The organism is Streptomyces cinerochromogenes, assembly GCF_014648635.1.
Lineage (GTDB): Bacteria > Actinomycetota > Actinomycetes > Streptomycetales > Streptomycetaceae > Streptomyces > Streptomyces cinerochromogenes.
Genome location: NZ_BMRM01000004.1, coordinates 292,283 through 315,006 on the forward strand (window position 1 = coordinate 292,283; position 22,724 = coordinate 315,006).

The following is a 22,724-nucleotide window of genomic DNA, read 5'->3' on the forward strand; positions in this document are numbered from 1 at the left end:
GGGTTCAGCCGATCTGCGCGTTCTTGGAGACGGTCGCCTGGTCGATGTCGGAGGTGCGGACCGTGACGGCGATCTTCCAGTCGCCGGCCATGGGGATCTGCACGTCGTTCGCCGACCAGTGGCCGGTGGCGATGTGGTCGGGGTTCACGGGGAGCGGGCCGATCTTCTTCGCCTCCAGGGTGAAGGCGACCTTCACCTCGGGGACGTCGAAGGCCCGGCCGTTGGGCCGCTGGACGTAGACGTGCATCTCGTTGCCGCCCACGCGTGCGGGGTCGAGGTCGATGCTGACGACGCCCTTGCCGTCGGTGCCGCCGGTGTCGAACGGCATGTCCAGGGTGAGCGCGCCGGAGGCCGCGGAGGTGCCGGAGCCGGTCGACGCGGAGGTGGCCGCCTTGGCCTCCTGCTCGGTGCGGCCCGGTTCGGTCTGGGTCAGCGCGGTGGTGACGGCGAGCAGCACGAGGGCGACGCCGGCCTCGGCGAGCACCGAGCGGCGCAGGCCGAAGCGGTTCGGGTCGGCGTCGCGCAGTCGCTTCTCCCGGGCGGCGTCGACGGCCGCGCGCTGCCGGGCGAGCTGGGCGGCACGCCGGGTGTCATCGGAGCCCGAGCCCGAGCCCGAGCCAGAACCGGAGCCCGAGCCAGAACCGGAGCCGGAAGCGGATCCGGTGCCGGTGCCGGGGCCTTTGCTCTTGCCCTCGCCCGTGTCGTCACCGGTCGCCTTCGAGACGGCGACCTGCTCCTTGCGTGCCTGCGCCTGCTCCCTCCGGTCCTGCGCCTGGGCCTTCTTCCCCTTCCCGGAGCGGGCGACCGGGTCCGTGAGCCGGCCCGTCCAGCGCCGGGACACGCCCGCGATGCCGACCAGCACCGCCACCAGCCCGATCTTGACCAGCAGCAGCTGTCCGTAGCGGGTCCCGGTGAACGCCGACCAGGAGCCGAGCTGCCGCCAGGACTGGTAGACGCCGGTGACGACGAGCGCGAGGACGGAGCCGAAGGCCACCCGGGAGAAGCGCTGTACGGCGGCGGCCTCGACCGGGGTGTCGGCGGGCGCCCGGTACAGCGCGGTCAGCAGGGCGGTGAGACCGCCCAGCCAGGCGGCGACGGCCAGCAGGTGGACGATGTCGACCGGCATGGCGAGGCCCGGCCGGAGCCCGGTGGAGGCGTGCTCGGCCATGGCCCAGCTGGCGGCGAGCCCCGCCGCGACGACGATCCCGCCGACGGCGAGCCCGAAGGTCAGGTCGCGCTTGTCCTGGCCCTCCTCCCGGCGGGTGTAGGCGCCGAAGAGGACGGCGACGAACAGCGCGGCGGCGGCGAGCAGCAGCAGCCGGGAGACCAGGGCGGCACCGGTCTTCGTCTGGAGCACCTGGCCGAGCAGGTCGAGGTCGAAGACGTCGGCGAACTTCCCCGAGGTCGTGTACGCGCCGCGCAGGAGCAGCAGCCACAGGGTGGCCGCGGTCAGCGCCACCCAGCCGCCGACGACGAGCCGCTGCAGGGGCCGTACCCCCGCGCCGCGCTGCCAGCAGGCGAGCACGAAGGCGGCGCCGCCGGCCAGGACGAGGAAGCCGGCGTACGACACGTACCGCCCGAAGGCGTAGAGCCCGCCCACGACTCCGCCGCCCGCGGCCGGCCCGGTGCCGGAGACGACCGTCTGCGAGGGCGCTCCGATGGAGAAGGTGTAGGCGCCGGCGACGGGGTGGCTGTCCGCCGAGACGACCTGGTAGGTCACCGTGTAGGTGCCCTTGGCCAGGCCGCTCTTGAGCTTCACGGCGTACGTCGTGCCGCTCACGTTGGCGGGGCTGCCCGTCTGGACCGGCTTGCCCCGGGGGTCGAGGACGCGCAGGGAGTCGTCGTTCATCGCCACCTTCTCGGAGAAGGTGAGCGACACCTGGGTGGGCGCCTTGTCGGCCACCACCCCCTGCGCGGGGTCGCTGCCGGTCAGTGCCGCGTGGGCGGAGGCCGGTCCGGCGCCCGCCAGCAGCGCGCCGGTGACGGCGAGGAACAGCAGCAGGGTCCGCAGGCGGGGGGTGATGGTCCGGGTCACGGTGGTCCCTCCCTCAGTGGCCGGTCGACGGGTTGTACGTGGTGGACTTCACCGGCATCTCGACGGTGAGGGGCCCGGACTTGGCGAAGTCGAGCTTCACGGTGACCGTCTGGCCCTGCTTCGGCGTGTGCTTCAGCTTCTCGAACATCAGATGGTTGCCACCGCTGCGGAACACGAGCTTCCCGTGGGCCGGTATGGCGAAGGAGGACTGCTCCGCCATGGCGCCGCCCGTCGTGCTGTGCATGGTGACCTCGCCGGCGACGTCACTGGTGACCGAGGTCAGCTCGTCCTCGGAGGTGCCCTTGTTGGTGATGGTCAGGAAACCGGCGGCCATGTCGGCGGAGACGGGCTGGGGCATGTAGGAGGCGCTGACGGACAGCTCGGCCTTCTCGGGCCCCGCGCCGGAACCGGAGCAGCCCGTGAGGGCGAGGGCACCGGTGAGCGCGCCCGCGGTCAGGGCGGCGGTACGACGCCTCACGGGGTGGCTCCCTCGACGAGCTTGGGCAGGTCCTTGGTGTAGTCGTCGACCGTGGCGTTCTCGCCGTAGAGGACGTATCCGGCGTCGGTCTTCGGGGAGAAGGCGATGACCTGGGTGCCGTGGACCGAGACGAGCTTGCCGTTCTTGTCCTTGCTCGTCGGCTCCACGGCGATGCCGACGGACTTGGCCCCGGCCTGGATCTTGGCGAAGTCGCCGGTCAGCCCGATGAACTGGGGGTCGATGCCCTTGAGCCACCGGCCCAGCTCGGCGGGGGTGTCACGGCCGGGATCGGTGGTGACGAACACGACCCGGAGGTCGTCCTGCTCGGCCTTGGGCAGCGCCTTCTTGGCGACGGCGATGTTGCTCATGGTCGTCGGGCAGACGTCGGGGCAGTGGGTGTAGCCGAAGTAGACGAGGGTCGGGTGGCCCTTGGTCTCCTTGCGGAGGTCGTACTTCTTGCCGTGCGTGTCGGTGAGGACCAGCTCCGGCTTGTCGAACGGCTGGTCGAGAACGGTGGCGGCCTTGCCCGCGTCCGACCCTCCCTCCACCACGGCGACCGGCGAGCCGGCGTCGTCTCCGGAGCCGCAGGCGGAGAGGGTCAGGGTGGCGGCGGCGAGCAGGACGGCCGCGGTGAACGTCTTCTTGCGCATAGAAAAATGTCCCAGATGTATGAACTCCGGCGCGCACCGGGGTCGTGCGGGCGTCACGACGACGGCCCCGCACGACGCCCGGTACGCGCGGCGGAACGAAGGGCTCAGGCGGTGGTGCGGCGGCGGCCCGCGAGGACGCCGTAGGCCACGCCGGCGACACCGATGACGATGCCGACCACGCCGAGCACGCGGGCGGTGGTGTCACTGCCGCTGCCGGAGTCGGCGGCGGCCGTCTTCTCGGTCTTCTCGGCCGTCTTCTCGGCGGCCCCCGAGCCGTGGTGGTCGTCGGTGGCGGCGGACAGCTCCAGGACGGGGGCCGGGTTCTCCGGCTCGTCCTGGCCCTCCTGCGGCACCTCGATCCAGCGCACGACCTCCTTGTTGGAGTACGTCTGAAGCGCCTTGAAGACCAGGCTGTCGGTGTTCTCGGGCAGCGCTCCCAGGGAGAGCGGGAACTTCTGGAAGTAGCCCGGCTCGATGCCCTTGCCGTCGGCGGTCCAGATGACCTTGGTGACGGCCTCGTCGATCTTCTCGCCGTGCATGGTCAGCGGCTTGTCCAGCTTGGCCTTGGTGACCTCGACCTTCCAGCCGGGGACCGCCTGGGGCATCACGGAGGCGATGGGGTGGTCGGCCGGGAGGCTGACCTCGACCTTGGTGGTCGAGGCGTCGTCGCGCTCGTTCGGGACCTTGAAGTCCACGACCGCGTAACCGCCCTTGGCCGCGGTGCCCTCCGGCTGCACGGAGACGTGCGCGAAGGCGGGGGCGGACAGCGTGAGGACGGCCGTACCCGCGACGGCAGCGGCGGCGGCGAAACGAGAAGCCTTCATGGAAGCAAGCACTCCACTCTGAGTCAGGTCCGGGGTGAGTCCGGTGGTGATGAGGAATACGCGCACCCGCGCGTGCCGCTCGACGGCGGCGCACCGGAGTCCCTGTTCGTGAGGTGGAGCGGTGACCGCGTCAGGCGGCGAGGAGGAAGGCGGCGGCGGGCGGGCCGCGGCGGATCACCGTGTGCTGGAGCACGGCGGTGTGCGGGGCCGGTGCCTCGTCCCGGTCGGCGCGCGGGCCGCGGGGGCCGGGCCCGGTGGCGGGCAGCAGCCCGGCGCACAGGGCGTGCGTCAGCGCGAGCGCGGCGCGCAGGGACCGTACGAGCGCCCCCTCCGCGACTCCATGCGCCGACAGCTTGATCAGCCGCAGCACGGCCAGGTCACCGCAGCGCAGCAGCCAGCCCACGGCGAGGGCCGCGAGCAGATGGCCGAGCAGCATCGGCAGCGAGGGCAGCAGGCCGGCCGATGCGCCGGTCGCGTCGTGCGCGTGCTCCATGGTGCCGAGGGCGGCCGTGGGCCGGCCGGCGCGGTCGATGAGACGCGCGTCGAGCAGCAGCCGGAAGGCGTGCCCCGGGGTGAGCGACGCCGGGGCCGACCCGCACACCAGCCGGGCTGCCCGTTCGACCAGCGCGCTGTCGCTCAGCACCCCGCCCGTCGTCCCGCCGCCCGTCATCGACGCCGCCGGCATCCCGCCGGAGGCCACCGCGGCCCCGTGCTGGCCCAGCCCGAACAGCGTGTGCAGCACGGTCTGGCCGAGGGCGAGGAGCGCGGCGATGCCCGGCAGCGAGCGGGCCCGCCCGGTGAGCGGTGCCACGAGCAGCAGGGAGCCGAGGAAGCCCGCGCAGAGCGTCCACAGCGGCACGCCCGCGCAGGAGGCCAGGGTGTGCCCGCACGCGGCCAGCGCGACGCAGACCGCGGCGAACACCGCGGCCCGCAGGATCCGGAGCCCGGCTCCGGGACGCGCCGTGCGCGGGTGGGGGGCAGTCATGGCGGCCTCATCATCGCACTGTCCGCGCCGGCGGCCCACGCCAGGTCGCCCGATCCGGCCCCGGTGCGCCGCCCCTCATACACCGATTCCTCCCGCCGCGCATCGGCCGGATGGGCTCAGTCACGGCGACGGAGTGCTTACGGAAACCTACGCGCGGCAATACGTAACGGTATGTCGAGCCGCGGCCAGGAGGCTGGAGCATGAGCATCTGGTGGTCACTCCATCTGCGGCGCGAGGCCGCCAGCGTGCCGCTCGCCCGGCGGCTGCTGATCGGCACGATGGAGACGGCGGGCGTCGACCCGGAGATCTCCTACGACCTGTCCGTCGCCCTGAGCGAGGCCTGCGCGAACGCCGTCGAACACGGCGGGGACGCCGGGCGCGGCGCTTCGGAGGCGTACCGGGTGACCGCGTACCTCGACGGCGAGAAGTGCCGCATCGAGGTGGCCGACTCCGGTCCCGGTCTCGCCCGCCCCCTCGACCCCCGGCCGGCCCGCCCGGACGCCGAGCACGGCCGCGGCCTCTGCCTGATCCGCGAACTCGCCGACCACGTCCACATCGGCGCCAGGCCCGGCCGGGGCGGAACGGTGGTCAGCTTCGACAAGATCCTCAAATGGAAGAAGGATCCTTCGCTGCTCACGGCGTGACGGGGGCGGGGGCTCAGCGGGGCGGCTCCAGCACCTTCGCCAGTGCCTCCAGGGCCTCCGGGTACGCCCGCTCCCGGGGCGTGCCGTAGCCGACGACCAGGCCCTGCGGCCGGCCGGCGTGCGGGGTGTGCCAGTGCTCGCCGAGGGCGCCCAGCGCCAGGCCCTCCGCCTCCGCCCGGGCCAGTACCTCGGCCTCGTCCGGCACCTCGATCAGCGCGTGCAGCCCGGCCGCGACCCCGCGCACGCTCCTGCGCGCCCCCAGCCGGCCCAGCAGCTGGTCACGGCGCCGCCGGTACCGCAGCCGGCACGCGCGCACGTGGCGGTCGTAGGCGTGGCTGTCGATCAGCTCGGCGAGGGCGAGCTGGCCGATGGTCTCGGTGTGGTGGTCGCTGTGCAGCTTGGCCTCGGCGACCGCGTCGACCAGGTGCGGGGGCAGCACCATCCAGCCGAGGCGGAGCGCGGGGCCGAGTGTCTTGGAGGCGGTGCCCAGGTAGACGACCTGGCCGGGTGCCATGCCCTGCACCGCGCCCACCGGCTGCCGGTCGTAGCGGAACTCGCCGTCGTAGTCGTCCTCGACGATGAGCCCGCCCCGCGCGCGGGCCCAGTCGGTGAGTGCCCGGCGCCGCTCGGGGTGGAGGGTCACCCCGGTCGGGTACTGGTGGGCCGGTGTGACCACCACGGCCGCAGCCTCGCCCAGCTCCTCCGGGCGCACCCCGCGCGTGTCGACCGGGACCGGCAGGACCGTTCCGCCGTTGTGCCGCACCACGTCCCGGTGGAACGGCAGCCCCGGGTCCTCCATGGCGACGGCGGCGCCGCCCAGGACGCGTGTGAGCAGCGCGAGGCCCTGCACGTACCCGGAGGTGACGACGATCCGCTCCGGCGGCGCGAGCACTCCGCGCGCCCGGCCCAGATAGCCGGAGAGCGCGGTGCGCAGCTCGATCCGGCCGCGCGGGTCGCCGTAGTCGTACGCCAGCGAGGGGGCCGTCGCTATGGCGCGGCGCAGCGCGCGCAGCCAGGCCGCCGCGGGGAACGCGCCGACGTCCGGGCCGCCCGGGCGCAGGTCGTGACGGGGGGCACGCGCGCGTGCGTGCGCCTGCGGCGTCTCGGCGTCCACGGCGGGCAGCTCGGCGACCCGGGTGCCGGAGCCCTGCCGGGCCGTCAGGTACCCCTCGGCCACCAGCTGGTCGTACGCCGCCTTGGCGGTGCCGCGCGAGATGCCCAGGTCGGTCGCGAGCCGCCGGGTGGCGGGGAGCCGGGTACCGGGCGTGAGCCGCCCGTCGCGTACCGCGTCCCTGAGCGCCCGTTCGAGCCCGACCCGGCGTCCGTCGGCCGAGTCGGGTTCCAGGCGCAGGTCGACGCCGACGCCGGACCAGAAGTCGTTCACGAATCCCCCCAACACGCGAAACGGCCGGGTACCCACCGGTACCCGGCCACTCAGTCTGACGTCAGCCCGTCAGCGAGGCCATCCACGCCTCCACCTCGTCGGAGCGACGCGGCAGCCCGGCGGAAAGGTTCCGGTTGCCGTCCTCCGTCACGAGGATGTCGTCCTCGATCCGGACGCCGATGCCCCGGTACTCCTCCGGCACGGTCAGGTCGTCGGCCTGGAAGTACAGCCCGGGCTCGACGGTGAGGACCATGCCCGGCTCCAGCGTGCCGTCCACGTAGGTCTCGGTCCGCGCGGCGGCGCAGTCGTGGACGTCCATGCCGAGCATGTGACCGGTGCCGTGCAGGGTCCAGCGGCGCTGGAGCCCCAGCTCCAGGACGCGCTCGACCGGGCCCTCGACCAGGCCCCACTCGACGAGCCGCTCGGCCAGCACGCGCTGCGACGCGTCGTGGAAGTCGCGGTACTTGGCGCCCGGCTTCACGGCCGCGATACCGGCCTCCTGGGCCTCGTACACGGCGTCGTAGATCTTCTTCTGGATCTCGCTGTACGTGCCGTTGACCGGCAGCGTGCGCGTGACGTCGGCGGTGTACAGGGTGTGCGTCTCCACGCCCGCGTCCAGCAGGAGCAGGTCGCCGGAGCGGACCGGGCCGTCGTTGCGGACCCAGTGCAGGGTGCAGGCGTGCGGGCCGGCCGCGCAGATGGAGCCGTAGCCGACGTCGTTGCCCTCCACGCGCGCGCGGAGGAAGAACGTGCCCTCGATGTAGCGCTCGGAGGTGGCCTCGGCCTTGTCGAGGACCTTCACGACGTCCTCGAAGCCGCGCACGGTGGAGTCGACGGCCTTCTGCAACTCGCCGACCTCGAACTCGTCCTTGACCAGGCGCATCTCGGAGAGGAAGACGCGCAGCTCCTCGTCGCGCTCGGCGGTGACCTTGTCGGTCAGGGCCGCCTCGATGCCGGCGTCGTAGCCGCGCACCACGCGGACCGGGCCGGTGGCCTCGCGGAGCTTGTCGGCCAGCTCGCGCACGTCGGCGGCCGGGATGCCGTAGAGCGCCTCGGACTCGGTGAGGGAGTGCCGGCGGCCGACCCACAGCTCGCCCTGGCCGGAGAGCCAGAACTCGCCGTTCTCACGGTTCGAGCGCGGCAGGAGGTAGATCGTCGCCTGGTGGCCGTCGCCCTTGGGCTCCAGGACCAGGACGCCGTCCTCGGTCTGGTTGCCGGTGAGGTACGCGTACTCGACGGAGGCGCGGAAGGGGTACTCGGTGTCGTTGGAGCGGGTCTTCAGGTTGCCCGCCGGGATCACCAGGCGCTCGCCGGGGAAGCGGGCGGAGAGCGCGGCGCGGCGGCGCGCGGTGTGTCCGGCCTGCTCGATCGGCTTCAGGTCACGCAGCTCCGTGTCGGCCCAGCCGGACTTCATGTTCTCGGCCAGCTCGTCGGAGACGCCCGGGTACAGGCCGTTCTTCCGCTGCTTGACGGTCTCCTCGGACTCGGTCTCCGGGCCCTCCGCGGTAGCGGAGTCGGGCACAGCCGGGTTGAGCTCGTCGGACACGTGATCCTCCTCGATACGCCATTGATCTCCCCCGGGGCCCGCGACGCTCCTGCTTGTGGCCGAGCGGGGACCTCCATCATCGTACGGTCGTACCGGGGCCGGGCGGGGGCGGATGACCTGTTATGCCCGGTCATGCCAGCCGCCGGGCGCGGTGCTCGGTCGAAGCGGCGCTCGGCGGAGCGCGGTGTTCGGTCGAAGCGGCGCCTCGGCGGGGGCGCGGCGCTCGGCGGAAGCGCGGCGCTCGGTGGAGGCCGGTGTTCAGTCGAAGCGGGCCGCGAGCAGGACCACGTCCTCCTCGCTGTCGGCGGTGTCCAGGCCGTCCGGCAGGACCGCGCGCAGGACGTGGTCGGCGACGGCCCCCGGATCGTGCCGCACCGCGCGCGGGAGGCCCGCCGCGGCGGCGTGCAGCCGGGCGAAGGCCCGGTCCATCGGGTCGCCGGTACGGTGCAGCAGCCCGTCGGTGTAGAGCAGGACCGTCTCCCCGGCCGCCGCCTGGATCTCCACGCTGGGCGCCTCCCAGCAGGCGAGCATGCCGAGCGGCGCGGAGACGGAGGTCTCGGCGAACTCGGTGCGCCGCTCCCCGATCAGCAGGGGCGGGCTGTGCCCGGCCCCGGCCAGGGTGATCTTGCGCAGGGCCGGCTCGCAGTACGCGAACAGGGCGGTGGCGGAGCGGGCCGGCTCGGTCAGCCGCAGCAGCAGTTCCAGGTCGGACAGGACGGCGACCGGGTCCTCGCCCTCCATCACGGCGTAGGCGCGCAGGGAAGCGCGCAGCCGGCCCATGGCGGCCACCGCGCTGGGTCCGGAGCCGGTGACCGAGCCGACGGACAGGCCGAGCGCCGCCTCCGGCAGCGGCAGGGCGTCGTACCAGTCGCCGCCGCCGCGCGGGCCGGTGCGGTGCCGGGCGGCGAGCTGGACGCCGGCCACCCGGGGCAGCCGGGAGGGCAGCAGCTCCTCGGTGAGGGTCGCCACGCACGCGCGCGTGCGTTCCACCTCCAGCAGCCGGGCCAGGTGCTCGGTGGCGTGCCGGACGTACAGCCCGGCGAGGTGGCGCCGTCGTTCGTCCGGCTCGGCCGGTTCGTCGTAGAGCCAGACGGCGGCGCCGAGGCGGCCGGCGGTCTCGGTGGCGAGCGGGAGGGCGTAGCTGGCGGCGTAACCGAGGCGGGCGGCGACCTCGCGGTGGCGCGGGTCCAGGCCGGCCTCGGCGAACAGGTCGGGGTGCACGATCTCGGCGGCGGCACGGGTGTCGTACGGCAGGGCGCCGGGCGGCACGGTCTCGATGTGGCCGAGGTCGGCGCGGCCGAGGCCGAGGCCGAGCGTGGTGCGGGGACCCGGGCCGTCGGCGGGCTCCAGGACGACCAGACCACGGCGGGCGCCGACCAGCGCGGCTCCGGCGCGCAGCAGTTCGTGCAGGGCGTGGTCGAGGGCGTGGGTGCGGGAGAGGCGCTCGGTGAGTTCGTGGAGGGTCGTCAGATCGGAGACCCAGCCGGCCAGCCGGTCCTGGAGGACGGCACCGGGAGCGGGGGCGTGGGGGGTGGGGACGGCGGCGGCGCCGGAGGCGGGCGGAGCGGGCGCGACAGTGTGGGCGGGGGTGGGAACCGTAGGATCGATTCCAGCCACTTTCGGAGGGTGCGGGGCGTTCATGGCGCCCGGCCTTCAGACCGGTGCGTATTGCTCAAAAGCATCGCAAACCCCCATGTCATTCTGCGCCGCTAGCAGTGTCTCCACATGTACACGCACTCGTGAGGGGATGTCCAGCATTGTCCTGCGAGGATTCCTGGTGTCCATGGGGCGGGGGAGGGTTTTTCCCGAACCCCTTGCCTTACTGCCAAGTTGGCTAAAAACTGCCTTAGGTATCGCCTCATTGCGGTCGACTGGCCTTGCTCCACGGAGCGTCACAGCGGTCGTGATGGGTACGTACTCGGTGAAGGCCAGGGGTGGTTGGGGGCCGCCCGGAACCTGGCGACGGACCCGGGCGTCATAGCCACCGACGGCCGAGCCCCATCCTCCCGTGGCGGAGGCGGAGAGAAATACGCGCGACGGCAAAACGCCAGACTTCGCCACCCCCACGCCGCAGCCGTGCTTTTGATAGACGCACTATGGACGCGGACGCGGCCAACGCTCGACCCCTTGGGGTTCCCCCTGCGTGCGCAGGGGTGTGATGCGCCAACAGGTACGCAGAGTGAAGTGATCGACACATGGTGTGATGTAGCCCACGGTGTTGCCAGCGGTGCAACGGAAAGGAACGAGCGCTCATGCGCGAGATCCTCGGAAGGCGACGCAGGCTTCTGTCCAGGCGGAACGGCGACAGGCCTGAGCTGATCGGCGCGGCCCTGACCTTCGCGACGGAATGGCAGTGGCCCGTACTGCCCGGTGTGGCACCGGACCCGCAGGGGCGGGCCCGCTGCGCCTGCCCCGATCCGGAGTGCACGGTGCCCGGCGCGCATCCCTTCGACCCCGGCCTGCTCGCGGCCACCACCGACGCGCGCATGGTGCGCTGGTGGTGGACCAACCGGCCGGCCGCCCCCATCATCCTGGCCACCGGAGGCACGGCGCCCTGCGCGGTCAGCCTGCCGGCGCTCGCCGCCTCCCGCGCCCTCGCCCTGCTCGACCGGCGCGGTATGCGGCTCGGACCGGTCATCGCCTCGTCGAGCCGCTGGGCGCTGCTCGTGAAGCCGTATTCCATGGAGCAGCTGGGCGAGCTGCTCTACGCCAAGGACTTCGTCCCCGGCTCGCTGCGCTTCCACGGCGAGGGCGGCTATCTCGCGCTGCCCCCGTCCGAGACCGGCCAGGGTGCCGTCCGCTGGGAGCGGGCCCCGCTGCCCGGCTCGGCCTCGCCGTGGGTGCCGGACGTGGAGGCCGTGGTCGACGCCGTGGTCGACGCCCTCACTCGTACGGGTGTGAGCGCGCCCGAGTTGTAGGGGTGTCGGGCGCGGGCGGGGCGGCCGAGCGCCGCTCGCTCGTTATCTTCCGCACATGCTGCGTCATTCCGGGCGTCATTCCGGGCGTCACTCCAGGCCTCGTTCCGGGGTTCGTTCGGGGGGCCGTTCCGGCGGCCACCGCGCTCCGTGGCCCCTGTGCGACCTGCGGGGCGCCCGACGGCTGCGTCTGTTCGCCCTCGTGGGCGTCGTGGTGGGCGTGGTCGCGCTGCCGCTGGCCGTGGCGTCCGCCGGGCAGGTGGGCGACGCCGGCCCGGCCGCGGCGCCGACCGCCGCGTCGGCCACCGCCCGCGGGAGCTCCGACGACCGCCCGGACACCGCCCGCCGCTCCCCCTTCCTGCTCGGCCTAGGGCTCGCCACCGCCGTCCGCTGCGGGCCGGAGCTGACCTCGCCCGACGGCATCGAGGCCCAGACCTGTGTGCTGACGCAGGGCGAGGACACCTGGGCGCGCACCTACTACCGCAACGCCACCGGCGAGTCGCTGGACTCCGTGCTGAGCCTGATGGGGCCGGGCGGCCGGAGCGTGCAGATGCGCTGCGTCACCGGGGCCGACGACGAGCCCGCCACCTGCGAGACCCCGCGCGAGCACAGGCGGGGCGGACCGGACGCCTACACGGCCGTCACGGAGTTCGCGGAGCGCGGGGCGGAGGGGGCGCTGCTGCTGCGGTCGGGGAGCAATTCCTGAGAGGAAGCGGGCGCGGGGCGCGCGGGGAGCCGACGCCAGGGGCGCAGGCGATGCGGCGCCGGGGCCGGGATGCGTCGGTGAGTCGCTGCCCGTGTCGCCGAGCGCGGGGTCTTCACGCGGGGCCGGCAGGGGGTGGCGACGCGGGTCGCTGTGCGGCGGCGGGCGCGGAGATGGAAAGACCCGGTTGCTGGCGACGGGGGATGCACCAGCAACCGGGCTACTGGAACGGTAACAAGAGATCGGCGGTTCGCAAATTCCGGGCTGCCTATTCGGACACCGATTTCCCTGCCCGAACCGGGAGTTGTGACAGGAGTCACCTGACCCGCCGCCGGGTGTCACGGCTGACCGACCGGTCAGCCGTGACACGGGCGCGCGGGGCGTCAGCTGAGCGTGACCTGCCGGTTGGTCAGCCCGCCGCGCGCCCGGCGCTCTTCCGGAGTGAGCGGCTCCTGGACGGCGAGGGCGGCGGCGAGACGCTCGGCGAACTCGGCGGCCGGCTTCTCCACTTCCTCGGCACCGACCCCGCTCGGCAGGTCCCAGACCGGCACGGTGAGCCCGTGAGCACGGAAGGAACCCACGAGCCGGGTGCCCTCGCCGAGGCTGGAGCGGCCCGCCGCGTGCAGTCGCGCGAGGGCGTCCAGAAGCTGCTCCTCCGGGTGCGGCATGACCCAGCGAAGGTGGTTCTTCTCCGGGGTCTCGCACCAGTACGCCGCGTCCACGCCGGCCAGCTTCACCGTCGGGATGGCGGCGGCGTTGGCCCGCTCCAGGGAGGCGGCCACCTCCGGGGTGGCGTTCTCCGCGTCCGGCACCCAGAACTCGAAGCCGCTGTGCACGACCGGCTCGAAGGCGGCCTCCGGGTCGAGCAGGTCCTGCAGCCGGGGTCCCTCGGCGGGGGCGCGGCGGCCCTGCACCGGGGTGCCGGGCTCCGCCTCCAGCGCCCGCTGCAGCGTGTCGGCGAGGTCGCGGCTGATGTCGCCGGACGCCGTGTCGTTCTGCAGGCCGATCAGGACCGAGCCGTCGTCGCGGCGCAGCGCGGGCCAGGCCATCGGCAGCACCGTGGCCAGGGTGACCGAGGGGACGCCCTCGGGCAGGCCGTCCTTCAGGGTCAGCCCGGCCGTCGCCGCCGGGACCAGCTCCCGCAGCGCCACCCAGTCGCACTCGCCGGGCAGCCCCTCGAACGGGCGATGCACCAGCTCGGTCGCGGCGTGCGCGGCGGCCCGGCCGTGGCAGGCCTTGTAGCGCCGGCCGCTGCCGCACGGGCAGGGTTCGCGGGCGCCGACAACCGGGATCTCCCCGTCGGTCGGCTGCGGCTTGGCCTTCGTCTGGGGTCGCTTCTTGGCCATGGTGGGTGTCTCCCGGTTACGGCGCTTCTCGTACGGCGGGAGCCTAGCCGTTCCTGACACAACCAACGGGAACCTGTGGACAACGCACGCGCGCTCGACGCCGGCGGTGTGGACGGGGGCCGCCGGCCGCCCCGGTCAGTCCAGGTCCTCGAAGGCGTCCGCGAAGTCCAGCCCGGAGAGACCGGAAAGACCGGAGAGTCCGGGCAGGTCGGGCAGTCCAGGCAGTCCGGGCAGCTCGGCCAGGCCGGGCGCGCCAGGAGTGCTCAGGTCGGGCACGCCGGGAGCGGTCAGGTCGGATACGCCCGGAGTGGTCAGGCCGGATACGCCCGGAGTGGTCAGTTCCGGGCGCGGGGAACGGGTGACGCGCGTAGCGAAAGCGTCGCGGCTGCACCGGGCGTCGGGATCGTGGACGTCCGCGTGGACCACCACCCAGACCGTCACCTCGCCGTGCACGTCGTCCCGGACGCCCCAGTCGTCGGCGAGCGCCGTGATGATGTTCAGCCCCCGGCCGCCGTGCGCGGTCACCGACGGAGTGGCCGGTGCCGGGCGGGTCGGGCCGCCACCGTCCGTGACCTCCACGATGAGCCGCCCGCGCGCGTCGACCCGCCAGGCGGCGCGAACATCCCCGTCCCCCGCCGACGCGTCCCCCAGAGGCCGCCCGTGTTTACAGGCGTTGCTCAAAAGTTCGGAAAGGATCAGTACGGCGTCGTCGATGACCGATTCCGATACGCCACCGCTGCGCAGCTGCGCCCGCATCCGGTGCCGCGCCTTCCCCACGCCCGCAGGGCCATGGGGTACGGCCATGCTCGACGACGTGGGCACCTCCTGTGCCACCACCAACGCCACCCCCGAGACCTCCTTCGCCCCACGCCACGGTGTGGATGCCCTCTTGGCCTGTACCGGAAACCGGCCAGTCCCCTTCCGGTGACGCATTCGACACGACCGAACACGTACCGAACGCGCCGGAGCACTCCCTGTGACGAAAGGTGCCGGACAGTGCCCGGTATTGACCGGAATCGGGTGGGTGGCGGACCGCCCCGCTCAGCGGCCCAGTTGCCGCAGCACCGCGCGCGGGCGGTTGGTGATGATGGCGTCGACACCCAGTTCGACGCAGAGTTCGACGTCCTCGGGCTCGTTCACGGTCCACACGTGGACCTGGTGGCCGGACCGCTTCAGCCGCTCCACGTAGGCGGGGTGGCTGCGCACGATGCGGACCGAGGGGCCCGCCACGCGCACGCCCGCGGGCAGCCGGCCGTCGCGCAGCCGGGGCGAGACGAACTGCATCAGATAGACCGTCGGCAGCGTCGGCGCCGCGGCGCGCACCCGGTGCAGCGAACGCGCCGAGAAGCTCATGATCCGGACCGGCGACTCGGCGGCGGAGGCCGGCGCGTCCAGGCCGAACCGCTTCAGCAGGGTCAGCAGTCGCTCCTCGACCTGGCCCGCCCACCGTGTGGGGTGCTTGGTCTCGATGGCCAGCTCCACGGGCCGCCCGGCGTCCGCGACCAGCTCCAGCAGCCGCTCCAGGGTGAGGACGGAGGTCTCCTCGCGGTCCTCCGGGCGGTGCTCCCAGTCGGGTTCCTCGTCCCGGCCGCGCCAGGCCTCGCGCGTCTTCCAGGAGCCGAAGTCCAGGGCGGCGAGATCGGCCAGTTCCAGCGCGGAGACCGCGCCGCGGCCGTTGGAGGTACGGTTCACCCGCCGGTCGTGGACGCAGACCAGATGTCCGTCCGCGGTCAGCCGTACGTCGCACTCCAGGGCGTCCGCGCCGTCCTCGATCGCCTTCCGGTAGGCGGCGAGGGTGTGCTCGGGGGCGTCTTCCGAAGCGCCCCGGTGGGCGACGACCTGGATGGCGTGCTGTCGTGCGTGGGTCACCGCGTCATGGTGCCACCGTCACCGGGTACACGGGACGGCACTGCGCTCATTGATAAGACCTTTGCGTGGAAGATCCTATATAAACCGATATAAAGAAGACCGTCGGACCCACAGCCACGGCTTATCGTGCTCTGACGGCCGGTGGGAAAAGCTGAGTGCAGACCAGTGCTTGACTGCAGACCAGTGTTATCGACGACAACAGGCGTGGACCGAGGAGAAGACCTGTGAGCACCGAGAACGAGGGCAACGCGGTACCCCCGGCGCCGTCCGCACCTCCCGTGCCGATGGCCTCTCCCGCCGTCTCCCCGCCGGGCCCCGCATCCGGGGGGAACGCGCCGACGGCTCCGCTTCCGCCCGTGCCCCCGACGGCCCCGACGGCCTCGACGGACCACGGTGCGGCGCACCAGCCCGGCCCGGCCCCCGACGGCTCCTGGCCGCCGCCCCCGCCGGCCACCCCGGCCTACGGCGACGGCGGCACCGGCGGCCCGGGCACCGGATGGGGCGCCTCGTACCAGCAGCCCGCTCCCAAGCCGCGCAGCGGACGCGGCGGACTGGTGGCGGCCGTCCTGGTGGCCGCGCTGGTCGCGGGCGGCCTGGGCGGCGGCCTCGGCTACACCCTGGCCAAGGACCGGGACGACCGCGGCTCCACCACCGTCTCCGCGGCGGACAGCGCCACGCAGGTCAAGCGTGCGCCGGGGACGATCGCGGGCGTGGCCGCCAGGGCGCTGCCCAGCACGGTGACCATCGAGGCGGAGAGCAACAACGGCGAGGGCGGCACGGGCACCGGGTTCGTCTTCGACACCCAGGGCCACATCGTCACCAACAACCACGTGGTGGCCGACGCCGTGGACGGCGGCAAGCTCACGGCCACGTTCCCGGACGGCAAGAAGTACAACGCCGAGATCGTCGGCCACGCGCAGGGCTACGACGTCGCGGTCATCAAGCTCAAGAACGCCCCCTCCGACCTCAAGCCGCTCGCCCTCGGCGACTCCGACAAGGTGGCCGTCGGCGACGAGACCATCGCCATCGGCGCCCCCTTCGGGCTCTCCAATACGGTGACCACGGGCATCATCAGCGCCAAGAACCGCCCGGTGGCCTCCAGCGACGGCAGCTCCACCAGCAAGGCGTCGTACATGAGCGCGCTGCAGACCGACGCGTCCATCAACCCGGGCAACTCCGGCGGCCCGCTGCTGGACGCCTCCGGTGCGGTCATCGGCATCAACTCCGCGATCCAGTCCAGCGGAAGCGGCGGCTTTGGCACCGGCCAGTCCGGCTCGATCGGCCTGGGTTTCGCCATCCCGATCAACCAGGCCAAGTACGTCGCCCAGCAGCTGATCAAGACCGGCAAGCCGGTGTACGCCAAGATCGGCGCCTCCGTCTCCCTGGAGGAGTCCACCGACGGCGCCCAGATCACCGACCAGGGCACGGGCGGCGCCGCCGCGGTCGAGGCGGGCGGCCCCGCCGACAAGGCCGGTCTCAAGCCCGGCGACGTCATCACCAAGCTCGACGACCACGTGATCGACAGCGGTCCGACCCTGATCGGCGAGATCTGGACGCACAAGCCGGGTGACAAGGTGACGATCACTTACAAGCGGGGCGGCCAGGAGCACACGGTGGACCTCACGCTGGGGTCGCGCCAGGGCGACAACTGACCCGCCCCGCCCCGCACACGCGAGGGAGCCCGGTACGCTGTACCCGCTCCGTCCCGGGCGGGCGGAGCGAGGTGGGTTGCCCGAGCGGCCTAAGGGAACGGTCTTGAAAACCGTAGTGACGTGAGAGCGTCACCGTGGGTTCGAATCCCACCGCCTCCGCAGGTCAGAGACGTGCTGGTCAGAAGGGGTGTCCCTTGATGGGGGCGCCCCTTCTGCATGGGGCCTGTCTCACCTTGATCCGGTCCTGTCGCGTTGTGGATCAGCGTGTGTGGACCAGGCGTGGACCAAGAGCGGGGAGGAAAGCGCAGCTCAGGGGCCTGCTACTGAGGCAGAGAGGGCCCCGGTCCACGAGGCCCACGATCATGCACCAAAGGCCGTCACAGCATCATCAACGGTGCCGTAGAGGGTAAGGACTTGGTCCGCGCCCGTGAGTTCGAGGATTCTACGCAGCGTCGGAGGCGCACACGCCAGGGCCAGGACCGTGTCTCTGGCCTTTGCAAGCCGTTGCGCGGCCAGGAGGGCACCGAGCCCTGCTGAGTCGCAGAAGGTCACGCCTGAAAGATCGAGAACCAGGGACGGGGGCGCGTGTCGACCAGGGCCTCAAAGAGTGCCAGGAAGTCGGTCCTGGTCAGGTAGTCCATCTCGCCGCTGACCCTGCCCACGAGACAGCCACCCAGCAAAGTCCTCTCGATCGAGGGAGTACCGGTCACAACGGTTCACCGTTTCTCAGGCAGGCTCAGGTGGGCGCTGTGGTCCCAACGCCCGCAGGGCGACTTCCCCGAGATCCGCTCTTCAATCACGGCATGAGCGGGAATGCAGAGTCCCGCTCACCCTAGACGCGGGTGAGCGGGACTGTGAGAGACGCTGTGAGGTCAGTCGTCTGTTTCCAAAGCGCGCTCGATCTGCTCGTTTGCGCGCTGCTGGTTGCGGTGGATGGCCTTGGCGTAGAAGCGGAACAGGACAGCGATGCTGTGGCCCGCTCGGCGTGCGACTTCTGCCGGGGAGACGCCGGACTCAAGCCAGAGCGAGACGCCTGCGTGGCGCAGGGAGTACGGCACGTCAGCCAAGGGTGAGGCTGCTTCGGTCTCGGTCAGCACGGCGAGTCGAGCTGCCTTCCATACCTCCCCGTACTCCTTGGACAGCAGGTGGCCGCCCTGGGCCGCGCGGAACAGCCGGCCATCTTCGGCGGTACCGAATTCCTTGATGTGCTCGCGGATCAGGCGAACGAGGACGGGGGGAATCGGTACCGGCCGGGTCGCCTTGCGGGCCCGCTTCTTCAGGCCGCGCGTGTCGAATGACTCGCCCGTGTCGGTCCAGCCGGAGCCGACGCGGGGCATGCTCGTGGACAGGAGCACTTCCCCCCCAGCCTTCTTCGGGGAGGGTGAGGTCGTCTTCGCGGAGGCCGGCCGCCTCACCGGGGCGGTTGGCCGCGTAGTAGAGGCAGCCGAAGAACGCTTGCAGGTGGCGCCCGCGTTCGCCCTGCTCTCCAACCGCGTCGATCAGTGCCTTCCTTGCCCGAACCGACTCAATCACGAAAACCGCACCCAACCGCCCGACCGACGAACCCGACTGGGCGGCGCCTGGCTCGGGCATCACCTTGCTGAGGTCTCTACCCTTTGAATATCTTGAGATAGTCAGATTTCTGAATCAAATTAATTCCCTGGCGCCGTGCGCCGTTCGAATGAGTGGGAATTTCTCCCTGTCCTGCCTGGGTCGGTTCAAAGATATTTCTGCGTAATATGCCGCGGAAGTAGCAGCAAGGCTTCCCGGGTTATCGGTAGCCCGGTACGCCACGGCCCCACAGGAAATGGCCTATCGATGAAGCTGAAGAACCCTCCGGCGGCTCGCCGTCGTTCTCTGTCCGGCGTTCTGGCCTCGGTCCTTGCCGCGACGGTTGCCGTCGTGATGGTCGCTCTGACGCCGACGCAGGCGCTGGCCATCGCTACGCAGGTGCCTCTGGCCACGGCCGCAAGTTTCTCCGTTCTGGCGGGTCAGGGAGTCACCAATACCGGCCCCTCGCTGATCAGTCACGACCTGGGTACGCACCCGAATCCGTCCATCACCGGGTTCCCGCCCGGCCAGGTACTCGGCGCCGTGCACGCTGCGGACGCTGTCGCGCTTCAGGCCAAGTCCGACCTGGTCACGGCGTACAACAATGCGGCCGGCCAGGCCACGGACTTCGCACTCGCGTCGGCAATTGGCAACGGCCAGACGCTGCTTCCGGGCGTCCATACCGCTGTCTCCGGTGTCGGGCTCACCGGTGACCTGATCCTGGACGCCGCGGGGAACCCGAACGCCGTCTGGGTGTTCCAGATTCCTGAAGCTCTGACGACTGCGTCCTCCAGCCGAGTGCTCCTCACCAATGGGGCTTCGGCGTGCAACGTCTTCTGGCAGATCGGGAGTTCGGCCACGCTCGGCACCAACTCCACATTCGTGGGCACCATCATGGCTCTGACCTCGATCAGCGTGACGACAGGGGCGGACATCGAGGGGCGGGCGCTGGCCCGTAACGGCTCCGTGACGCTCGACAACAACAGGATCTTCCTCGGCGGGTGCGCTACCTCCACCACTGGTGGAACGACGACGGGAACGACCACAGGCACCACGACGGGAACGACCACAGGCACCACGACGGGAACGACCACAGGCACCACGACGGGAACGACCACAGGCACCACGACAGGAACGATCGCAGGCGCCACGACCGGCGGGCTGCTCAGCGGCGGCCTCGTCACGGGTGGCGTCCTGGGCGGGCCGATCCTCTCGCCCGGTGCCACTTCGGGCAACGTCGCCGGCACCACTTCTGGGAACACCGAAGGCAACACCGCCGGGAACACCGCGGGCAACACCGCCGGGAACACCACCTCCGGGGCCACCATGGGCAACACGGCCGGGAACACCTCCGGCGGTAATGGCGGCGGACACGACCACGCGCCAGGCGGCCCGAACCACGGTGTCAAGCCTGGAAGGCCCGACCACGGGGGCAGGCCCGACCACGGCAAGTACGACCACGGCAAGTACGACCACGGCAAGTACGACCACGGCAAGTACGACCACGGCAAGTACGACCACGGCAAGTACGACCACGCCAAGGACGACCACGCCAAGCAGCCTGACGAGAACTACGGCTACGACGAGACGCCCAAGGGCTACGAGGGCGACGACCACTCCACGGGCTACGAGGACTAGACAGCCCACAGCGGTCAGTCCACTCACCGCATGACGACGCGCGGCGGAATTCTCATCGATTCCGCCGCGCGCTGTCCGGTGGCGTTCAGCGAAAAAGCCAGGTGCGAGCAGCTGACAAAGAAAGACAGGTAGGCGGTGTCGAGCGGAATTGACTCAGCGGACGTGGAGGAAATCGAGCAGTCCGACTCCGGTCCGGCCACGCACGAACGTCCTGACGCCACGGCCGCGCCGCATAAGTCGCCGAGGGGTGCCCGGGCCCTGAAATCCGGACTGCGCGCCACCGTGGTCCTATGCCTGGCGGCGAGCGTCGTCCACGTGATCCTCGTGTTCTTTCATGTGGCACCGGCCAACACCGTCTCCAAACGATACAGCCCGCTGATCAATGCATGGGTGTACCCCTTCTTCGAACAGAACTGGCGGCTCTTCGCCCCGGACCCCGAGTCCGTCAATCGGCAGATTCTGGCGAGAACCGCACACACCGGCTCCGACGGATCGGTCCGTGTAGGTCCCTGGTTCGACTTGACCGCCGTGGATGGTTCCGCAGTCGAGCATCAGCCATTCCCGAGCCACACGGCTCAGAACATGCTGCGCCGTGCCTGGTCCAGCTACGTCGACACGCACGGAGGAGACGACAAGGCGCGCACGGAACGCGCCCTGATGATGCAGAAGTACCTGACCAACATTGCTGCGGACCGCGTCGCCGCCCACAACAGCGGCACCTTCGACTTCATTCAGCTCCGCGTCGTCACCATGCCCATCGCGTCCGGCCCCCTCGCCGGCAATCGCCCGCCGATGCCGGCCGAGAACCGGCTCCTGCCCTGGTGGAAGGTGACCCGCCATGGAAAATGAAACGCAGAGGACCGCGTACACAGGCGCCGATCGGTGGCTCGCCGACCGGATCACCGCCGTGTGGGACCTCCTGACCGGCCGCCCGGTGTCCCTGTACGCCGCGTCGGTGCTGCGGATCGGCTACGGACTGCTCTACCTGCTCTTTCTGCTGCGCGAGTTCCCGCACCGTGCCGAGATCTGGGGTCCCGATTCCCCGTGGACGCCCGCCTTGGCGCGCCAGCTCTTCGAGCAGACGGGCTGGTTCAGCATCCTGACCCTGTCCGACGGCCGCACCTACTTCGAGCTCTGCTACGCACTGGCCCTGGTCACGTCCGCGCTGTTCATGCTGGGCTGGCGGACCCGCGTCCTGTCCGTCCTGTTCGCCGTCATGGTGACCTCGTTCCATGCCCGGGCGATCTTCATGACGGACGGGGGCGACAACCTGATCCTGCTGATGGCCTTCTACCTGGTCCTCACGGCCTGCGGTCGGCGCTGGTCGCTGGACGCGCGCAGGAACAGGCTGAAGACGATTCGCGCGGGGACCGCGCCGGAATCGGCGAGGAGTCCCTTCACGCTGCAACTCCGCGACGCCCGAACCGCCTTGATCACGGTGGTGCACAACTGCGGCATGCTCCTCATCGCGACACAGGTCTGCTTCCTCTACGGATCAGCCGGCCTGTACAAGGTCCAGGGACCTTCCTGGAGCAGCGGCACCGCACTCCACTACGTCCTCAACCTCGAACTCTTCCGGCCCTGGCCCGCGCTCTCCCACTTCGTGGACGAGCACACGCTTGCGGTCGCCATCGCCGGCTACATGACCGTGCTCTTGCAGGTGGCCTTCCCGTTCGTCCTCTTCGGCAGGCTCAAGTACCCCGTTCTCGCCATGCTGCTGGGCATGCACATCGGCATCGCCGTGCTTATGGGGCTGCCTCTGTTCTCCGGCGCGATGATCGTTGCGGACGCCGCGTTCCTTCCCGACCGCTTCTACACCTTCCTGCCTCACCTCTGCAGACGCGCGATGCGGCAGACGGACAGCTGGCATCCGGCACTCGGACGAGCGACAGCCAGAACCGTACCTGCGCAGGGCAGGCCCGGCGCACTCGGCTCGAAGAATCGAGTCACACTCCCTGCAGGGCGGAAGGACACCACGCTCGCCACCGAGCCAGCGTCCCCCCAGATGCCCCGAAGAGCAGTTGAGTCGTAACCGAGCCGGACAAGGTCGAAAGGCCCCACGCCGAGCAGTGGGGCCTTTCGACGGCAGGGGCCAGTTTGCTCAGGCTGGGACGGGCGCGGACATGAGGCTAGTCAAGATTTGACGGCAGACCTGACGGCAACGACGGCACACAGACGCACATGATGGCTAACCTGGGCGATCGAGGTCAGGGGCCCAGCCGTTCGATCGGCACCTTGCCCGATCCTACGGATCAGAAGGCGCAGGTCTTCGGGCGGAAAGCAGGGCCAGTGGACCCCGTGTGGACCACGGACCCCGCGCGAGGCCCGGGGCCGGTAGTCTGTACCCGCTCCGCCCCAGGTGGGACGGGGCCGAGGTGGGTTGCCCGAGCGGCCTAAGGGAACGGTCTTGAAAACCGTCGTGGCGCGAGCCACCGTGGGTTCAAATCCCACACCCACCGCGTGATCAACGGCCCCTGACCAGGAAAGACGGTCAGGGGCCGTTG

Annotated in this window: 20 protein-coding genes and 2 tRNA genes; 9 read left to right on the plus strand and 13 right to left on the minus strand. The window is 71.3% G+C overall.

The window, feature by feature from the left end; translation table 11 throughout:
• Positions 1–4: 4 nt before the first annotated feature.
• The 5 genes from IEZ20_RS10380 to IEZ20_RS10400 all read right to left on the minus strand — a co-directional run bounded on the left by IEZ20_RS10380 (position 5) and on the right by IEZ20_RS10400 (position 4,972).
• Positions 5–2,035, minus strand: a complete 2,031-nt coding sequence (locus tag IEZ20_RS10380; RefSeq protein WP_189296739.1) for a copper resistance CopC/CopD family protein — start codon at positions 2,033–2,035, stop codon at positions 5–7.
• A gap of 13 nt (positions 2,036–2,048) precedes the next feature.
• Positions 2,049–2,513: a copper chaperone PCu(A)C gene (locus tag IEZ20_RS10385; protein WP_189296741.1), complete on the minus strand. Its 465-nt coding sequence runs from the start codon at positions 2,511–2,513 to the stop codon at positions 2,049–2,051.
• Positions 2,510–3,163, minus strand: coding sequence for an SCO family protein (locus IEZ20_RS10390; protein WP_189296743.1), 654 nt, complete (start codon positions 3,161–3,163; stop codon positions 2,510–2,512). The genes IEZ20_RS10385 and IEZ20_RS10390 overlap by 4 nt, the downstream gene beginning before the upstream one ends.
• Positions 3,164–3,267: 104 nt before the next feature.
• On the minus strand, positions 3,268–3,987 hold the full coding sequence (locus tag IEZ20_RS10395; RefSeq protein ID WP_189296745.1) for a YcnI family copper-binding membrane protein: 720 nt from the start codon (positions 3,985–3,987) through the stop codon (positions 3,268–3,270).
• A 130-nt stretch (positions 3,988–4,117) separates the two neighbouring features.
• On the minus strand, positions 4,118–4,972 hold the full coding sequence (locus IEZ20_RS10400) for a hypothetical protein (protein WP_189296747.1): 855 nt from the start codon (positions 4,970–4,972) through the stop codon (positions 4,118–4,120).
• A 200-nt stretch (positions 4,973–5,172) separates the two neighbouring features.
• Between IEZ20_RS10400 and IEZ20_RS10405 the strand changes: the two genes are divergently transcribed.
• Complete coding sequence (locus IEZ20_RS10405; protein WP_189296749.1) at positions 5,173–5,616, plus strand: ATP-binding protein; 444 nt, start codon at positions 5,173–5,175, stop codon at positions 5,614–5,616.
• A gap of 13 nt (positions 5,617–5,629) precedes the next feature.
• On the opposite strand, the gene pdxR is transcribed toward IEZ20_RS10405, so the two are convergent.
• The 3 genes from pdxR to IEZ20_RS10420 all read right to left on the minus strand — a co-directional run bounded on the left by pdxR (position 5,630) and on the right by IEZ20_RS10420 (position 10,187).
• Positions 5,630–7,000 (minus strand): MocR-like pyridoxine biosynthesis transcription factor PdxR, encoded by a 1,371-nt coding sequence (pdxR, locus tag IEZ20_RS10410; protein ID WP_189296751.1) that lies wholly within the window; start codon positions 6,998–7,000, stop codon positions 5,630–5,632.
• 61 nt (positions 7,001–7,061) lie between these two features.
• Positions 7,062–8,546: an aminopeptidase P family protein gene (locus IEZ20_RS10415; protein ID WP_189296753.1), complete on the minus strand. Its 1,485-nt coding sequence runs from the start codon at positions 8,544–8,546 to the stop codon at positions 7,062–7,064.
• A 258-nt stretch (positions 8,547–8,804) separates the two neighbouring features.
• Positions 8,805–10,187 (minus strand): PP2C family protein-serine/threonine phosphatase, encoded by a 1,383-nt coding sequence (locus tag IEZ20_RS10420; protein ID WP_189296755.1) that lies wholly within the window; start codon positions 10,185–10,187, stop codon positions 8,805–8,807.
• 611 nt (positions 10,188–10,798) lie between these two features.
• On the opposite strand from IEZ20_RS10420, the gene IEZ20_RS10425 reads away from it, so the two are divergent.
• Positions 10,799–11,464 carry a bifunctional DNA primase/polymerase gene (locus IEZ20_RS10425; RefSeq protein WP_189296757.1) on the plus strand — a complete coding sequence of 222 codons (666 nt, stop codon included), beginning with the start codon at positions 10,799–10,801 and terminating at the stop codon, positions 11,462–11,464.
• Between the two features lie 199 nt (positions 11,465–11,663).
• Positions 11,664–12,167, plus strand: coding sequence for a hypothetical protein (locus tag IEZ20_RS10430; protein WP_229896002.1), 504 nt, complete (start codon positions 11,664–11,666; stop codon positions 12,165–12,167).
• A 380-nt stretch (positions 12,168–12,547) separates the two neighbouring features.
• On the opposite strand, the gene IEZ20_RS10435 is transcribed toward IEZ20_RS10430, so the two are convergent.
• The 3 genes from IEZ20_RS10435 to IEZ20_RS10445 all read right to left on the minus strand — a co-directional run bounded on the left by IEZ20_RS10435 (position 12,548) and on the right by IEZ20_RS10445 (position 15,379).
• Positions 12,548–13,510, minus strand: a complete 963-nt coding sequence (locus IEZ20_RS10435; RefSeq protein ID WP_189296759.1) for a DUF5926 family protein — start codon at positions 13,508–13,510, stop codon at positions 12,548–12,550.
• Between the two features lie 135 nt (positions 13,511–13,645).
• The gene (locus IEZ20_RS40690; protein WP_373303921.1) at positions 13,646–14,314 is read right to left on the minus strand and encodes an ATP-binding protein; all 669 of its coding nucleotides are present in this window, start codon (positions 14,312–14,314) and stop codon (positions 13,646–13,648) included.
• A gap of 237 nt (positions 14,315–14,551) precedes the next feature.
• A complete protein-coding gene (locus IEZ20_RS10445; protein WP_189296761.1) occupies positions 14,552–15,379 on the minus strand; it encodes a glycerophosphodiester phosphodiesterase in 828 nt (275 codons plus the stop codon).
• A 224-nt stretch (positions 15,380–15,603) separates the two neighbouring features.
• On the opposite strand from IEZ20_RS10445, the gene IEZ20_RS10450 reads away from it, so the two are divergent.
• A complete protein-coding gene (locus IEZ20_RS10450) occupies positions 15,604–17,031 on the plus strand; it encodes a S1C family serine protease (protein WP_189296763.1) in 1,428 nt (475 codons plus the stop codon).
• A 68-nt stretch (positions 17,032–17,099) separates the two neighbouring features.
• Positions 17,100–17,190 (plus strand) — tRNA-Ser (locus IEZ20_RS10455).
• 201 nt (positions 17,191–17,391) lie between these two features.
• Here IEZ20_RS10455 and IEZ20_RS40695 read toward each other — a convergent pair.
• Both IEZ20_RS40695 and IEZ20_RS10465 read right to left on the minus strand, forming a co-directional pair.
• A complete protein-coding gene (locus IEZ20_RS40695) occupies positions 17,392–17,604 on the minus strand; it encodes an STAS domain-containing protein (protein ID WP_189297044.1) in 213 nt (70 codons plus the stop codon).
• Positions 17,605–17,903: 299 nt separating this feature from the next.
• Positions 17,904–18,368 carry a site-specific integrase gene (locus tag IEZ20_RS10465; RefSeq protein WP_189296765.1) on the minus strand — a complete coding sequence of 155 codons (465 nt, stop codon included), beginning with the start codon at positions 18,366–18,368 and terminating at the stop codon, positions 17,904–17,906.
• A 481-nt stretch (positions 18,369–18,849) separates the two neighbouring features.
• Between IEZ20_RS10465 and IEZ20_RS10470 the strand changes: the two genes are divergently transcribed.
• From IEZ20_RS10470 to IEZ20_RS10485, 4 genes are all read left to right on the plus strand, one after another.
• Complete coding sequence (locus IEZ20_RS10470; protein WP_189296767.1) at positions 18,850–20,220, plus strand: ice-binding family protein; 1,371 nt, start codon at positions 18,850–18,852, stop codon at positions 20,218–20,220.
• A 162-nt stretch (positions 20,221–20,382) separates the two neighbouring features.
• On the plus strand, positions 20,383–21,069 hold the full coding sequence (locus IEZ20_RS10475; RefSeq protein WP_229896003.1) for a DUF5819 family protein: 687 nt from the start codon (positions 20,383–20,385) through the stop codon (positions 21,067–21,069).
• Complete coding sequence (locus tag IEZ20_RS10480) at positions 21,059–22,252, plus strand: HTTM domain-containing protein (protein ID WP_189296769.1); 1,194 nt, start codon at positions 21,059–21,061, stop codon at positions 22,250–22,252. The genes IEZ20_RS10475 and IEZ20_RS10480 overlap by 11 nt, the downstream gene beginning before the upstream one ends.
• Before the next feature lie 342 nt (positions 22,253–22,594).
• Positions 22,595–22,679: transfer RNA gene (locus tag IEZ20_RS10485), tRNA-Ser, on the plus strand.
• Positions 22,680–22,724 lie beyond the last annotated feature (45 nt).